Source organism: Streptomyces asiaticus (assembly GCF_018138715.1).
Lineage (GTDB): Bacteria > Actinomycetota > Actinomycetes > Streptomycetales > Streptomycetaceae > Streptomyces > Streptomyces asiaticus.
Genome location: NZ_JAGSHX010000001.1, coordinates 389,092 through 404,001, shown reverse-complemented (window position 1 = coordinate 404,001; position 14,910 = coordinate 389,092). Strand labels below are relative to the sequence as shown.

The 14,910-nt window shown below is 70.5% G+C and carries 9 protein-coding genes; 1 reads left to right on the top strand and 8 read right to left on the bottom strand.

Going from position 1 to position 14,910, the window contains the following annotated elements:
- Positions 1 to 136: 136 nt before the first annotated feature.
- Positions 137 to 1,120, top strand: a complete 984-nt coding sequence (locus KHP12_RS01280) for an aldo/keto reductase (protein ID WP_086881434.1) — start codon at positions 137 to 139, stop codon at positions 1,118 to 1,120.
- A 16-nt stretch (positions 1,121 to 1,136) separates the two neighbouring features.
- Here the strand turns inward: KHP12_RS01280 and KHP12_RS01275 are convergent, their stop codons facing one another.
- The 8 genes from KHP12_RS01275 to KHP12_RS01240 all read right to left on the bottom strand — a co-directional run bounded on the left by KHP12_RS01275 (position 1,137) and on the right by KHP12_RS01240 (position 14,895).
- The gene (locus KHP12_RS01275; protein WP_086881433.1) at positions 1,137 to 3,083 is read right to left on the bottom strand and encodes a cellulase family glycosylhydrolase; all 1,947 of its coding nucleotides are present in this window, start codon (positions 3,081 to 3,083) and stop codon (positions 1,137 to 1,139) included.
- Between the two features lie 77 nt (positions 3,084 to 3,160).
- Positions 3,161 to 4,612, bottom strand: a complete 1,452-nt coding sequence (locus KHP12_RS01270) for an FG-GAP-like repeat-containing protein (RefSeq protein ID WP_086881432.1) — start codon at positions 4,610 to 4,612, stop codon at positions 3,161 to 3,163.
- 96 nt (positions 4,613 to 4,708) lie between these two features.
- Positions 4,709 to 5,782, bottom strand: coding sequence for a CobW family GTP-binding protein (locus KHP12_RS01265; protein WP_086881431.1), 1,074 nt, complete (start codon positions 5,780 to 5,782; stop codon positions 4,709 to 4,711).
- A 106-nt stretch (positions 5,783 to 5,888) separates the two neighbouring features.
- On the bottom strand, positions 5,889 to 6,896 hold the full coding sequence (locus tag KHP12_RS01260) for an aldo/keto reductase (RefSeq protein ID WP_086881430.1): 1,008 nt from the start codon (positions 6,894 to 6,896) through the stop codon (positions 5,889 to 5,891).
- Positions 6,897 to 6,969: 73 nt separating this feature from the next.
- Entirely contained in the window at positions 6,970 to 9,519 is a 2,550-nt protein-coding gene (locus KHP12_RS01255) for a glycoside hydrolase family 127 protein (RefSeq protein WP_086881429.1), read from the bottom strand.
- A 122-nt stretch (positions 9,520 to 9,641) separates the two neighbouring features.
- Positions 9,642 to 11,084: an RICIN domain-containing protein gene (locus KHP12_RS01250; protein WP_107471739.1), complete on the bottom strand. Its 1,443-nt coding sequence runs from the start codon at positions 11,082 to 11,084 to the stop codon at positions 9,642 to 9,644.
- Entirely contained in the window at positions 11,084 to 12,967 is a 1,884-nt protein-coding gene (locus KHP12_RS52705) for a family 43 glycosylhydrolase (RefSeq protein ID WP_086881428.1), read from the bottom strand. Before KHP12_RS52705 ends, KHP12_RS01250 begins: the two co-directional genes overlap by 1 nt.
- Positions 12,968 to 13,026: 59 nt before the next feature.
- Entirely contained in the window at positions 13,027 to 14,895 is a 1,869-nt protein-coding gene (locus KHP12_RS01240; RefSeq protein ID WP_086881427.1) for a family 43 glycosylhydrolase, read from the bottom strand.
- Between the last annotated feature and the right edge of the window lie 15 nt (positions 14,896 to 14,910).

Genomic DNA, 14,910 nt, shown 5'->3' with positions numbered 1-14,910 from the left:
ATCCCGGCGGCCGGAAGCGGGTAGGGCTGCCCGTCCAGCGTGATCGCCGAAGGGACCGGCCACGGAAGACGGCACGGTGCACGACTGGTGAACGGAGGTACGGTGAGCCGCGTCGCCGTGAGTGAGAAGAGGGAGCATGGAGCAGCGTGAGTTCGGCCGGCTCGGCCGTAAGGTCTCGGTCGTGGGCCTGGGCACCTGGCAGCTGGGCGCGGACTGGGGCGAGGTCGACGAGAGTGACGCCCTGACCGTGCTGGACACGGCCGTCGAAGCGGGCGTGACGTTCTTCGACACCGCCGATGTGTACGGGGACGGGCGCAGCGAGCAGCTCATCGGGCGGTACCTGAGGTCGCGCCCGGACGCCGGGATCTTCGTGGCCACGAAGATGGGGCGGCGGCTGCCGCAGCTCGCGGAGAACTACACCCTGGACAACTTCCGGGCGTGGACCGACCGTTCGCGGGCCAATCTGGGCGTGGACACCCTGGATCTGGTGCAGCTGCACTGCCCGCCGTCCTCGGTGCACTCCTCGGCCGCGGTCTTCGACGCGCTGGACACGCTGGTGGCCGAGGAGCGGGTGGCGGCGTACGGGGTGAGCGTCGAGACATGCGCGGAGGCGCTGGCGGCGATCGCGCGTCCGGGCACGGCGAGTGTGCAGATCATCCTCAACCCGTTCCGGCTCAAGCCGCTGGAGGAGGTGGTGCCGGCGGCGCGGGAGGCCGGTGTGGGGATCATCGCGCGGGTGCCGCTGGCGTCCGGTCTGCTGTCCGGGAAGTACACCAAGGACACCGTCTTCGCCGAGAACGACCACCGCACCTTCAACCGGCACGGCGAGGCGTTCGACCAGGGCGAGACGTTCTCCGGCGTGGGCTTCGAGGAGGGCGTCGAGGCGGCGGTGGAGTTCGCCGGGCTGGCCCCTGCGGGAGCCACCCCCGCGCAGACGGCGCTGCGGTGGATCGTCCAGCAGCCGGGCGTCACCTCGGTCATCCCGGGGGCGCGTTCGCCCGAGCAGGCTCGGGCGAACGCGGCCGCGGCGGAGCTGCCCCCGCTGCCGGGCGCCACGCTGGAGGCCGTCGGCGACCTGTACGACCGGCGGATCCGGGCCCAGGTGCACCATCGCTGGTGACGGTGGCACGCGGGGCTCAGAAACCGGCGTCCGCCGCCCATCGCTCGAGTTCGCGCTGGGCGGCGGCGCGCTGCTCAGCCGAGGGGGCGGCGGTGCCGTCGGCGATCAGCGCGTAGTGCAGGGTGCCGGTGGCCTCGTCGGCCGGGGCGGAGAGCACCAGCCGGTTCCCGTCGCCGTCGCCGGGCTCCGCCGCGGTGGCGACGGGGTGGTCGGCGGTGTGGCCGTGTGCGGTGTACGCGGGCGGGCCGGTGAGGGTGCCCAGATCGGAGACGACGGTGGTACGGGCGGGGTCGAAGTCGCGGGGCAGCCGGAGTTCGGTGGGCGCGTCGGTGGCGCCGGCGGAGCGCCACACCAGCATGCCGTAGCGGCCGGAGCCGGTGACCTTCGCGACGTTCGGCAGGCTGCCGGGGACGCGGTCCCAGCTGAGCGTGGTGGAGCCGTCGCGTGAGCGGTCCTCGAAGGTGAAGGCGAGGGTACGGCCCGCGACGGCGCGCGGATAGATCCGGTCGAGCAGCCGGGCGTCCTGGCGCAGGGCGGCGGCGCCGGAGTCGTCGAGGCGTACGGCCGAGAGGTCCTCGTCGTTCCAGGCGTCGCCCTCGGTGAGGACCTTCCCGGTGTTGCCGTTCATGGCCTCGTGGTGGCGGCCGTTGTAGATGTCCCACTGCCACTGGGTGGAGGAGAGCACGGCGCCGGAGGCGGCCGGCCGGGTCCACCAGGAGGCGCCGGGGAGACGCGAGTCCAGCGCCTGGTACATGCCCTTGACGACGGTGGGGGCCTTGTCGGAGGTGAAGCCGGCCAGCGGATGGCCGAATTCGCTCATGACGGCGGGCAGGCCGAGTGCGGTGGAGCGGTCGCGCAGGGCGCCGAAGTCGCCCGCGTACTGGCCGTCGGCCGCCTTGCCGGGCATGAAGATCCCGGAGATGGCCTTCTGGTCGTAGTAGTGGGTGTTGAAGACGTAGTCGGGGCCGGGCTTTCCGGCGTCGAGGAGTCCGCCCTCCTGGCGCTGGAAGTCCAGGTTGGAGTTCCAGAACATATTGGGCTCCACGAAGGCGGGCTTGTCCTGCCAGCCCGCGGCGTCCATACGGGCGCGGAACTTCTCGTAGAAGGGCCACAGCACGTCCTTCTCCCAGGTGCGGCTGTTCTGCCCGGCGTCGTACGCGCCCGCGTACGGCTCGTTGAGCGGGTCGAAGCCGACGACGCGGGTGAACTGGTCGTCGGTGAGCTGCCGGGCGAGGTAGGTCATGGTCTTCTCGGCGGTGGCCAGGAAGGCGTCCTGGACGCGGACGGTGCCCGCGCCGGTGGTCAGGGCGCGGTTGCGCCAGAAGTCGCGGGTGGCGCTCATGACCGCCTGGTTCTGGGTGATGTTCTGGCCCCAGTGGAAGCAGATGCCGCAGGACTCCTTGGGGTAGCCGCCCGCGTCGATCAACCACTTCGGGGCGCCGTCGCCGCTGTACCAGCTGTCCTTGTCGAAGAGATGGCGGGAGTAGAGGTCCTGGTGGAAGTCGGGGAAGACCTGGATTCCGGCGTCGAGGAACGCCTTCATCTGCGCGGTGGCCTGCTCCAGATAGCCGGTGTCCACCTGGCCGGGCTCGGGCTCGGCATGGGCCCAGGAGAGCAGGAACCGCACCGCGTTGGCGCCGGTCAGGTGGCGCATGGCGGCCGCGGACTTCCTCGCGTCGGCGGTGGTGGCGAACGGGAGCCCGCCGTTCTCCTCCAGTTTGGTCTCGCCGGAGACGTTGAAGCCGCGCAGCACGACCTCGCGGCCATGGCCGTCGGCGAACCGGGTGCCGTCCACGGTCACCTGGTCCGCCGCCCGGCCGTCGAACCAGGGCGCCTCGGCCGCGGCCGCCGGAGTGCCCGGGGCCGCGGCCGCCGCCAGCAGCAGGACGGCCACCCCGAGCAACCGGGTGCGACCCGGTCGGGGGCGGCCGATCCGTATCCCTCGTGTCTCATGAGTCGGCATGGACCTACCGTCCAGTAAACATGAGGGATCGTCAACTACTCGCGCTCGAAGAGCAGTTCGGCACCGGGACGATGTGGTTACCGCTGGAAACCGTGCCCCAGGGCCGCACCGGCCTCCGGCGCCCCGAGGGAGTCCGGCCCGAAGGAGACGACACCGCTCGTGGTCAGGCCGCCCGCCTGGCCGCGCAGCGCCCAGGCCGCACCGCTGGTGGACTGGGCGCCGTCCTCGTCGGGGGCGCCCACGGCCAGGTCGTCCTTGCCGTCGCCGTCGGTGTCGGCGAGCCCGGTCGCCATGGCGAAGTGGTCGCCCGCCTCCGCGACACCGGGAACACCGGCGGTGTCCTGGGTGAACGCCTGGGCGCCGGTGCCGGACAGCCCGCCCCGGCCGCCGTAGAGCTGGACGACGCTGCCCGCCTCCTTGACCGAGTCCAGGCCCTCGTACGGGATGCCGACGGCGATGTCCGCGTAACCGTCGCCGTTGACGTCGCCGGAGCTCAGCGAGTAGCCGAACTGGTCGCCGTCCTCGTTGACGCCGGGGACGCCCGCGGTGTTCTGGTCGATGGTCGTGGTGCGGGTGGTGCTCGGCCCCGACGCGGTGCCGTAGAGGACCTTGAGCGTGCCGTGGTCGTACGGCAGGTTCTCGATGACGTCACCGGGGACGGTGCGCAGGACCAGATCGCCGTGGCCGTCCTTGTCGACGTCGCCGATGGTCGCGGAGGCGGCGTCGGTGAGGTCGGCGGCCTTCTGCGACAGGCCCTTGTCGTCGCCCTTGAAGAACAGGCTGGACTGGGACATCTCCTCGAAGGCGTGGGTGGAGACCAGGTCGTCCTTCCCGTCGCCGGTGATGTCGCCCGCCGTCAGACTGGTCGGCGCGTCGAACCGGCCGGTGTCGGAGAAGGAGCTGCCCGCGTCCTTGCCGTCGCGGGTGAACGGGCCGAGGCGGACGCGCACTCCGGTCTTCTCGTCATCCGAACCCTCGCCTGTGGTGACCACGTCGACCAGGTCGGCGTGGCCGTCACCGTTGAAGTCACCGCCGGTGATGACGCTGTCGCCCCAGTGGTCGCCGTTGCCGGCGGGCAGCTGGGTGCCGCCGGTCAGCCCGTCGGGCGAGCCCCACAGGACCGTGAGGGCCGGGGACTTGCCGGTCTGGACCCCCAGATCGGTGTAGCCGTCGCCGTCCAGGTCGCGGGCGACGGTGTGGGCCCCGAAGTACGCCGACGCGGCGGGGTCGCCGGGGACGCCCTCGGTCGCCTGGCTGACGACCTGGCGGTGGGCGGTGTCCGCGCCGGAGGCGGAGCCGTAGACGACGGCGACATAGCCCGCCTTGGCCTTGCCGCCCACCGTGCCGGTGGGGGCGGAGACGGCGAGGTCGGCGCGTCCGTCCTTGTTGAAGTCGACCTTCGGGGCGGCGGCCGCGGCGGGGCGGGCCTCGGCGGCGCCCGCTGGGGTTACGGCGAGTAAGGCGGGGGTGGTCACAAGTGCGGCCACCGTCGCGCAGCGCACGACGGTGGTGAGGGAACGGGGGCGCACACTTCCTCCTGCTCGTTGATGAGCGTTTACCTCACGTACACCCAGCAGGACCCCTGACGCCGCCTCAGGGTTGCACAGCAGCTTCCAACGATTTCCCTAGTCCATCTCGTTCACATAGCGGAACACGCCCATCATCTGCGTCTCGTCGATCTCCTCCTCGGGCGCCGCCACGCACTCGGCCAGGCGTTTGGTGAGGGTGTCGGCGTCGATCCCGGTGCCGATCATCACCAGCTGGGTGGTGCGGGGCTCACCGCTCTCCCAGGGCGAGAGCTGGAAGCGGAGGTACGAACCGACCGCGTGCAGCCCGAACTTCCACTCCCGGCCCGCGCCCGCGAAGTGGAGGAACCCCTTGGCGCGGTAGAGACCCACCGGGCGGCTGTCGAGGAACTCCATCAACCGGCGCGGATGGAGCGGCTCGGCCGCGGAGAACTCCACGCTCTCGTAGGCCGCGTGGAGGTGATGGCCGTGGTCATGGCCGTGGCCGTCGTCCCCGCACCCGTCCGCGCAACCCGTCTCGTCGGCCCATACGTCGGCGAACGAGAGCTGCCGGAAGCCTTCCTCGGCGGTCCCGCGGGGCGGGTGGTCGAAGAGGAGAGCGGGGTCCACCCGCCCGTGCGCGGCGGTCACGACCGGCACGCCGGGGGCGATCTCCTGGAGGGTCTCCAGGAGATCCCGGCGCTCGTCCTCGGCGACGCGGTCGGTCTTGTTGAGCACGACGAGGTCCGCGTCGCGGACATGGCGGTCGAGCTCGGGGTGGCGGACGCGGGTGTCCGGGAACTCCGCGGCGTCCACGACCTCCACCAGGCCGCCGTAGACGATCCGCTCATTGCTGCTGGACAGCAGCGCGCGGATCATGCTCTGCGGCTCGGCGAGGCCGCTGGCCTCGATCACCACGACATCGATGCGCAGCTCGGGATCGGTGAGCCGCTCGAGCATCTCGTCCATCTCGGAGGCGTCCGCCGCACAGCACAGACAGCCGTTCTCGATCGGGATCATCGAATCGACCTGCCCGGCGACGGCCAGGGCGTCGATGTTGATCGATCCGAAGTCGTTGACGATGACGCCGATCCGGGTGTCCGCGCTGTCCCGCATCAGATGGTTGAGCATCGTCGTCTTGCCGGAGCCCAGAAAACCCGTGATGAGAATGACCGGAATCCGTTGTGTGGCCAAGGCTGTGTCTCCGTGCGGCGGTCCGTAGTGATCTCGGGCGGACCGCTTATGCTATCCGGCCGCGGGCCGGGCCGATCCCCGGCCCGCGGACCGTCAGCGAACCCCGTCAGGGGATCTCGATCCCCGCCTCCGCCGAGAGCCGGTCGATCTCGGCCAGCTCGGCGTCGCTGAAGTCGGGCGAGTCCAGCACCGCGACGTTCTGCTCCAGCTGGGCGACGCTGCTCGCGCCGATCAGGACCGAGACCACCCGGGGGTCCCGCAGCACCCAGGCGAGCGCCAGCTGGGCGAGGGTCTGGCCGCGCCCCTCCGCGAGCTTGTTCAGGGCGTGCAGCAGGCCAAGCCGCTCCTCGGTGAGCGTCTCACGCTTGAGGAAGTGGCCGAGCGCCATGCGCGAATCGGCGGGCACCCCGTGCAGATAGCGGTCGGTGAGCTGCCCCTGCGCCAGCGGCGAGAAGGCGATGACCCCGACGCCCGCCTCGGCGGACGCCCGGAGCACCCCGCCCTCGACCCCGCGCTGGAGGATCGAGTACGGGTACTGGTTGATCAGGTACGGGGTGCGCAGCTCCTTCAGGATCGCGGCGGCCTCGGCGATCGCCTCCGGCGGGTAGTTGGACACGCCCGCGTACAGCGCCTTGCCCTGGCGCACCGCGCTGTCGAGGGCGACCATCGTCTCCTCGATCGGGGTGTCCGGGTCGAAGCGGTGGGAGTAGAAGACGTCGACGTAGTCCAGCCCCATCCGGGACAGCGACTGGTCGAGACTGGCGAGGACGTACTTGCGCGAACCCCACTCGCCGTACGGCCCCGGCCACATGAGGTGCCCCGCCTTGGTGGCGATGAAGAGCTCATCGCGGTAGGGGCGGAAGTCCTGGGCGAAGATCGAGCCGAAGTTGCTCTCGGCGCTGCCGGGCGGCGGACCGTAGTTGTTGGCCAGGTCGATATGGGTGACACCGAGGTCGAAGGCGCGGCGCAGCACCGCGCGCTGGGTCTCCAGGGGGTGGGTGTCGCCGAAGTTGTGCCACAGGCCGAGCGAGACCTTCGGAAGCAGCACACCGCTGCGGCCGCAGCGCTGGTACTGCATGGAGTCGTAGCGGTTCTCGGCGGCGAGGTGGACCATGCGCGTCGTCCTTGTCCGTACGGTGCGGTTGGGAGCGGACGGGCCGTGGGGACGGCCCGCCCGCCTGAGCTTGTCAGCTTTGGGCCAAAGTGGCGACCTCATTAGCGCTGAGTGTCCTGCCGTACACACGGACGTCGTCGAACGCGGCCTTGAGGTACGGGTCCGGGTATTGCGACTTGCCGAGATAGCCGGCGCGGATGTGGTTGCCGAAGTGGACCGGCTCGACGGTGATGGCGGTGTTGCGCCCCACCTCGCGCCCGCCGGCATAGAGGACGGCGGTGCCGCTGCCGTAGGCGACGGCCACATGGACCCACTGGCCGGTGGGCAGCGGGGCGGCCTCGATGCGCTGCTCGGCCCCGCCGCCGCCCGCGGTGATGGCGAAGCGCAGCCTTCCGGAGTCGGCCACGGGGGTGAGGAACATATTGGCGGTGACACCGGTGCCGATGTCGAAGATCCGGGTCCAGGTGGCGGGGGTGCCGTCCAGCCGGACCCAGGTGGCCAGGGTGTAGGCACGGGCACCCGCCAGGAGGTCGTCGGCGAGGAGGACATGGCCGTCCGTGCCGTTCAGGGCGACCGCGCCACCGGTTCTGCCCGCCGTCCAGGAGGCCCCGCCGACGAGCCGGGCGGTCTTCCCACGGCCGGTGGCGTCGGCCGCGGTGGTGCCGGAGGTCTCGTCGAGGCGGTGCCAGGCGGCGAAGGCGGGCGGCGGGGTGGGCGGCTGCCCGGTCAGCCAGTACACGTTGTAGTGCTGGTGGTGGACGCGGGCGACCGGCAGCAGGGTCACGCTCTCGCCACTGGCCGTGGCGCTGAACCGCAGGGGGCTGGTGGCCGTCCGGGACACGGATCCGGTGTCCAGGCGCGGCATGGTCATTCCGGTGCGGCCGCCGTACGCCCCGGCGAGCACCACCGGCCCGTAGAGCACCGCCTGGACGTCGGGGTCGTCGGGGGTGGGGTCGAACGTCAGCTTCATCGGCAGGGTCACCTCGACCCGGTCGCCGGTCTTCCACTGGCGGTCGATGATCAGCCAGCTGCCGGGGGCCGGCCGGTCGGCGAGGGTGGCGCCGTTGAGCGTGGCGCGGGCCCCGGCTGCCCAGGAGGGGATGCGGACGCGCAGTTCGAGGGAGGCCGCGCCGGAGGTGACGGTGAGGGTGGTGGTCTGCTGGTCGGGGAAGCCGGTGGTCTGGCGCCAGGTGATGCCCTTGTCCTGCCAGCGCAGCTCGGAGGGGATGAAGAGGTTCACCAGCAGGCTGCGGTCGGCGTGGGTGTAGATGGTGTCCGCGAACTTGGCCTGGGTCTCCATGCCGCTGCCGTGGTCGCAGGAGAAGTTGTCGTAGTCGGTGGAGTACTGGTTGGGGTCGGTGCCCACGAAGGACGGCTGCTGTTTGAAGGAGCCGGGGGCGAGGCCCGTGTAGTAGATGTTGAAGCCGTGGGCCGAGTCCGGGTCCTGCTCGCCCAGCATCTGGTTGAGCAGGGTGCGCTCGTAGTAGTCGAGCAGGTCCACCCGCTCCGGCGCGTGGAAGTGGATCAGCCGGGTGAGCTTGAGCATGTTGTAGCTGTTGCAGTTCTCGCAAGCGTTGTCGGAGAGCTGGGCGGCGATGGCGTCGGGCTCGTGGAACGCCTCCCCGTTGCTGTTGCCGCCGATGACGTAGGTGTGGTGATCGGTGACGATCTTCCAGAAGTTCTCGCCGATGGTGCGGTAGCGGCTGTCGAGCCCCTCCTCCCACAGCCGCATGGCGCCGACCATCTTGGGGATCTGGGTGTTGGCGTGCAGCCCTGCGAGCTGGTCCTCGTTGCGGGCCAGCGGGTCGAAGACACGGGCGTGGGTGAAGCGCTCGGCCACCTTCAGCCAGCGGCTGTCGCCGGTGATGGCGTGCAGATCGGCGAGGACGTCGTTCATGCCGCCGAACTCGGTCTGTAGCACCCGCTGCATCTGGTCGTAACCGAGCCTGCCGGTGCGGCTGTCGACCCAGGCGGCCTGGCGCAGGACGGTCTGAAGGGCCTCGGCGTTGCCCGCGAGCCGGTACTGGTCGACGAGCCCGGCCATGATCTTGTGGATGGTGTAGTACGGCGCCCACACCCCGGTACCGGCCTCCAGCCGGTCGAAGAAGCTCTCGGGGAACGCCGAGAGATAGCCCTGGCCGTAGCCCGCGGCCGGTGACTTGGCCTGGCAGGCGGCGAGCGCCGCGACCAGCTTGCGGCCCTTGTCGAGCAGTGCGGTGTCGCCGGTGGCCGCGTAGCTGAGGGCCAGCCCGGAGAGGAGGTGGCCGGTGCTGTGGCCGCGCAGTTCCGTGCTGGGGCTCTCCCAGCCGCCGCAGGGCTGGGCGCTGCTGGGAAGGCCCACGTTGAGGCGGAAGGTGTGCAGCAGCCGGTCGATGTCGACGAAGCGCAGATAGGCGGTGTTGCGGGACTGGTTGTCCTTGAAGGCGCCGGGGAGCAGGGTCACGGCGGTGAGCGGAAAGGGCTGGGCACTGGTCAGCGCCTTGGGTTTGCGGTGGGTCGCGGCCGGGGTGGTGGCGGGGACCGCCGTCGCGGCGGTGGCCCCGGCGGTGACGGTGAGTGCCACGGCCGCGGCCCCGGAGGCCGTGGTGGCGATGAAGTGCCGTCTGTCGACTGGTTCGCTCATGACTTCCCTCACTGAGGTTCGAAATTACGAACAATGTCCGACATCGCGTGCACCGTGAAGGTACCGGCCCTCCCGGGGGCGTCAACCGTCCCCTCAGGCGGGCACCGGCGGTGCGGGGTCGGTCAGCCGCGCCGCCACTGCTGGTTGGCGCCGCCGGTGCAGCTCCACTGGAGGAGCGCCGCCTTGTCCGCGGTGGACTCGTCCGCGACATCCAGGCACTTGCCGCTGGAGCGGGCGGTGAACCGGACGTAGCCGTCACCGGTGTCGGTGGCCCGCCACTGCTGGTTCGTCCCCGTGCCACACGCCGACTGGACCACGGCGGCGCCGTCGGCGGTGGAGCCGCCGGCCACGGTCAGACACTGGGAGCTGTGCCGGGCGACCAGCTGGACCTGGCCACCGCCCACGTCCTTGGACCAGAACAGCTGATTGCCACCACCGTTGCAGGTGTACTGCACGGCCGCGGTGCCATCGGTCTGCGAGCCGGAGACGATGTCGGCGCACTTGCCGCTGTGCCGCGCCATGAGCGTGGTGTACGGCCCGCCGGAGCCGGTCACCGTGCCCGCCGCCGTGTCGATGGTGAGCTGCGGATACCAGTCCATGCTGAGGGTGGTGGCGGTGGGGAAGGCCAGTGGCAGCCAGACGTAGCGCGAGTCGTTGACGGTGCCGCCGAAGGAGTTCCCCCAGCGGTCGCCCAGATAGAGGTACGAGGTGGTGCCGCTGCCCTGCACCGGCAGGACGTACGCGGTCTGGGAGCCGTAGGCGGTGGCGTCGCCCACGTCGCGCATCGCGCTCCACGGGCCGGCCAGGCTGGTGGCGGTGGCGTACTGCTGCTGGTTGGGGTTCCAGCCGGTGGCGCCGGAGGTCAGCATGAAGTACACGTTGCCGCGCTTGAAGAGCGCCGGTGCCTCGCGGTGGCCGCCGGGCCAGGGGTTGGCCAGCAGGCTCGCCACCCCGGTGTAGTCGTCGGTCAGCCGGTAGATGTGCAGGTCGTAGTTGTCCCGGGCGGCCGAGACCATGTATCCGGCGCCGTCGCCGTCCTGGAAGAGGGTGATGTCCCGGGACATGTGCTGGCCCAGCGGGCGGAAGCTGCCCCGCCAGGTGTAGTCGCCGTCGATGGTGGCGGAGGTGGCGACGGCCGCGCGCGCCTCGCTGTAGTCGCTGCCGTTCTCCTTGTGCATCCACATCACGTACTGCCCGGTCCGCTCGTTGTAGAGCACCTTGGGCCGCTCGATGTTGGCGGAGGCCAGCTCGGGGTCGGTGGCCCGGGTGAGGACGTGGCGGCGGAACTCCCAGGTCTTCAGGTCCGTGGAGCGGTATGCGGAGACATAGCGGAAGGTGTTGTCGGCATTGCGGTTCTCACCGAACCAGTAGTAGTAGCCGCCGGACCTGATGACTCCCCCGCCGTGGGCGTGCACCACCTCGCCCGATGTGGTGGTGAACTGTGTGCCGTTGGCGACAGTGACGGGGGCGGCCTGCGCCGCGCCGGCTCCCGCCAACGGGGCGAGCAGCCCGAGGACGGCGGCCACGACGAGGGTCCACAGACGCGCTCCGGGACGTCCGCGCATCACACGGTCTCCTTCCACACGGTGAAGTGGCGGGCGAATCCGGTGAGCCCGGGCAGTTCCCGGACCGGGGTCCAGGTCCGGAAGCCGTCGAGGCTGTCGCTGTAGTAGTACTTCTGCTCGGTGTAGCCGTCGAAGTAGATCCGCCAGCCGCCGTTGTCCAGGCGCACCAGCGCGGGACCCTCGCGCCAGCTGCCCCAGCCCGCCCAGTCGCCGGTGCCGCGGAAGGTGTACGGCCCGCCGAGGCTGTTGGCCGTGGCGTGCTCGATGTACTTGGTCGTCTCCTGCTTGGTGAAGGCGTGGTACTGCCCGGCGTGGCGGACCACGAAGGTGTCGATGTAGTTGGCGGTGTCCAGGCCCTTCAGCGGTGTGGGCGTGGTCCAGGAGGACAGCGCGGCGTTGGTGGCGGTGAGCAGATGCGGCCGGAAGATGTAGTCGGGGGTGGAGGTGGTGTCCAGCGAGACGACGATGTGGACGCCGCCGTCGTCCACGAAGAACTCCGGCGCCCAGGTGCGCTCGAGACCGGCCACCGGGAGGGTGTGGTCGCGGACGAAGGTCCAGTTGACGCGGTCGCGGCTGCGCGCGAAGCCGATGGTGTTCCCGGTCCAGTCGGTCGTGTAGACGATGTAGTAGTAGCCGTCGGTGTGCTTGATGACGCTGGGGTCGCGGATCAGCCCGGACGGCGGGGTGTAGGCGGGCCCCTTGAGCAGGGTGTACGTGGTCGCGTCGGACGACTGATAGACGTACATGTTCGACTCGCTGCTGTTGGTGAACGCCGTCATGGTGAAGCGGGTGGCGGCCGTGGTGTCCCGCGCGGGCGCGTCGGCCACCGGCACAGCGAAGTCCGGGGTGCCGTCGGTCTTCCAGCCGAGCGCCTGGACGCGGGTGTGCCGGTTGGGGTCGTTCAGCGGATCGCCGGTGATGTCCTTGTACTGACGGGCGTGGTAGACGAGGAGGTCGGTGCGGCCGTCCTCGGCGACGGTGAACGAGTTGTGGCCGGGCCCGTACTGCTTGGTGGTGTCATTGCTGGTGAAGACCGGCCGCGGGCTCTTCTTCCAGGACGACGCGGCGAGCAGGTCGCTGCCCGCGGAGGCGGTCAGCAGCCCCATGCAGTAGTTGGCGTCGGTGGCGCTGGCGGAGTAGGTGAGGAAGACCCGGCCGTTCCGCTGGAGGACCGAGGGGCCCTCGTTGACCTTGAAGCCACGGGTCTCCCAGTCGTATGTCGGCCGGGAGATCTCCACCTGGGGCCCGGTGACGGTCCACGGATTGGCCATCCGGGCGAGGTAGATGCTCGAGTTGTTGCCGACGTCCGGGTTGCTCTGGGCCCAGACGAGATAGCGGGTGCCCTGGTGGGTGAAGGTGGAGGCGTCGAGGGAGAAGGAGTCGATGGGCGTGACGACGCGGCCCTTCTCGGCCCAGGTGCCGGCGAGGGGGTTGGCGCTCGCGTTCTCCAGCACCCACATCCGGATCTTCCAGACGTCGTCGGCGGGCGCCGAGGCGAAGTAGATGTACCACTTGCCATCGATGAAGTGGATTTCCGGAGCCCATATGTGGGCGCCCATGTCGCCGCTGGTGTGCTTCTTCCAGATCACCGACTCGGCGGCGGTGACCAGGCCGCCGACGGTCCTGGAGCGTCGCAGGACGATGCGGTCGTACTCGGGGACGGTGGCCGTGAAGTAGTAGTAGCCATCCGTGTGCCTGAGGATGTGCGGATCGGCGCGCCGGCGCACCAGCGGATTGGCGTACGCGGGGGCCTTGGCGGCCGCCTGCGGCGCGGCGGGGGTGGCGGCCCGCGCGATGCCGGGTGTGCCGGCGGCGGCCCCCAGGACGAGGGCGCCCATCACCACGCGTCTGCGGCTGGGCGGGTGCTCTTCGCTGCGGCTCATACGGTTCTCTCCTGCTCTGGCGGATGATGCGCCTGACGTCGGGACGGGCTTGATGCCGCCTATCGGACGGGCTCGATGCCGGCCTGTCGGACGGGCTCGATGCCGGCCTGCGTCGGGCGGATCTTCTGGATGGTGCCGTCGGGGCCGAACCGCATCCGGTCGATGGCGACTTCGCGATGGGTGCCGTCGCCGCCGGGGCGGGCGAAGCGGTGGTAGACGATGTACCACTCGTCGCGGCCCGGGACCTGGATGACGGAGTTGTGGCCGGTGCCGAGGATCTGATCGCCGGGGTCCTTGGCCAGGACCGGGTTGCCCGCCGCCTTGGTGAACGGGCCGAGCGGTGAGTCGGAGACTCCGTAGGCCACGCGGTAGTCAGGGCTGCGGGTGTCGTCCTCCGACCACATCGCGTAGTAGCGGCCCGCGCGCTTGAAGACGGTCGGGGCCTCGTTGTAGCCGGGCGGGGTGACCTTCACCGGCCGAGTGGCGAAGGAGACCATGTCGTCGTTCAGCCGGGCCGCCTCGAAGGCGCCCTGCCCGAAGTAGAGGTAGGGGGTGCCGTCGTCGTCGATGAAGGCGTCCGGGTCGATGGACTGATGGCCGAACTGCCCCTTGGCGACCAGCGGTTTGCCGAGGGCGTCGGTGAACGGCCCCTGAGGGGTGGAGGACTTGGCGACGCCGATGGACTGGCAGGCGCTGAAGTACATCCAGTAGGTGTCGCCCTTCCTCACCACCGAGGGGGCCCAGGCGTATCCGTGGCACCAGGAGACATCGGCGAGGTCGAGGGCGGGGCCGTCGTCGGTCCAGTGGACGAGGTCGGGTGAGGAGAAGCCGTTGAAGCGGGTGCCGCTCCAGCCGGGGTGGCCGTCCTCGGTGGGGTAGATCCAGTACCGCCCCTCGGCGTACATCACATCGGGGTCGGCGTGGTAGCCGGGCAGCGCGGGGTTGGCATCGCCCGGCCGCACGGTGGCGGTCTCCCGGATGACGGTGCCGTGGCGCACCACCCCCGACAGGCCGGGCAGTTCCCGTTTGGGCGTCCAGTGCTCCAGGTCGGGGCTGTCGCTGTAGTAGTACTTCTTGACGGTGTAGCCGTCCATGAACATGCGATAGCCGCCGCCGGGCAGGGCGACGACGGTCTGGCCCTCCAGCAGGCTGCCCCATCCCGCCCAGTCGCCCTTGCCGGTGAAGCGGTACGGGCCGGTGACCCGGTCGGCGACGGCGTGCTCGATGAGTTCACCCGTGGCGTTCTTGGTGAACGCATGATACGTGGCGCCCTTGCGGACCACGAAGGTGTCGATGTAGCCGTTGTAGTCGCTCTCGCTCGGCGAGATGCCCTCGAGTGGCTGGGGCCTGCTCCACTTGGTGAGGGTGTCGTCGAGGGCGGTGAGGACGTAGGGCTGGAAGTGCCGGTACGCGGTGGGCCCGGTGGACAGCGAGACGACGACGCGGACCTTGCCGTCGGGCGCGTCGGTGAAGAACTCCGGGGCCCAGGTGTTGTTGGCGGCCACGCCGTGGTCGACGTCGGCGAGATGGGTCCAGGTGCGACGGTCGTCGCTCACGGCGAGGCCGAAGGTGGTGCCGGTCCATCCGGTGGTGTACGCGACGTAGTAACGGCCGCCGCGGTGGATGACGCTGGGGTCGCGGACGAGGCCGGAGGGCGGGGTGTACGCCTTGTCCTGGATCGACCAGAAGTCTTCCGCGTCGTCGGACCCGTAGACGTACATATTGCTCTCGCTGCTGTTCGTGAAGGCGGTGAACAGATAGCGGGAGACCGTGGTGGGCTGCCGCACGGCGCGTCCGCTCCCGTCGCTCCGGTGGTGCTCCGCGGCGTGCACACGGTGCGCGGTGAGGGGGACCACGAGGGCGAGGGCGGCCAGCAGCGCGAGCAGCACTGTCGGCGCTCTCCAGGGTCGGGTGGCATGCGGGGGCATCAGAGGGCTCCTGCG

Coding starts and splice junctions, on each gene's coding strand:
- KHP12_RS01280 (WP_086881434.1), top strand. CDS start 137: ATGGAGCAGCGTGAGTTCGGCCGGCTCGGCCGTAAGGTCTCGGTCGTG.
- KHP12_RS01275 (WP_086881433.1), bottom strand. CDS start 3,083: ATGCCGACTCATGAGACACGAGGGATACGGATCGGCCGCCCCCGACCG.
- KHP12_RS01260 (WP_086881430.1), bottom strand. CDS start 6,896: ATGGTCCACCTCGCCGCCGAGAACCGCTACGACTCCATGCAGTACCAG.
- KHP12_RS01255 (WP_086881429.1), bottom strand. CDS start 9,519: ATGAGCGAACCAGTCGACAGACGGCACTTCATCGCCACCACGGCCTCC.
- KHP12_RS01250 (WP_107471739.1), bottom strand. CDS start 11,084: ATGCGCGGACGTCCCGGAGCGCGTCTGTGGACCCTCGTCGTGGCCGCC.
- KHP12_RS52705 (WP_086881428.1), bottom strand. CDS start 12,967: ATGAGCCGCAGCGAAGAGCACCCGCCCAGCCGCAGACGCGTGGTGATG.
- KHP12_RS01240 (WP_086881427.1), bottom strand. CDS start 14,895: ATGCCCCCGCATGCCACCCGACCCTGGAGAGCGCCGACAGTGCTGCTC.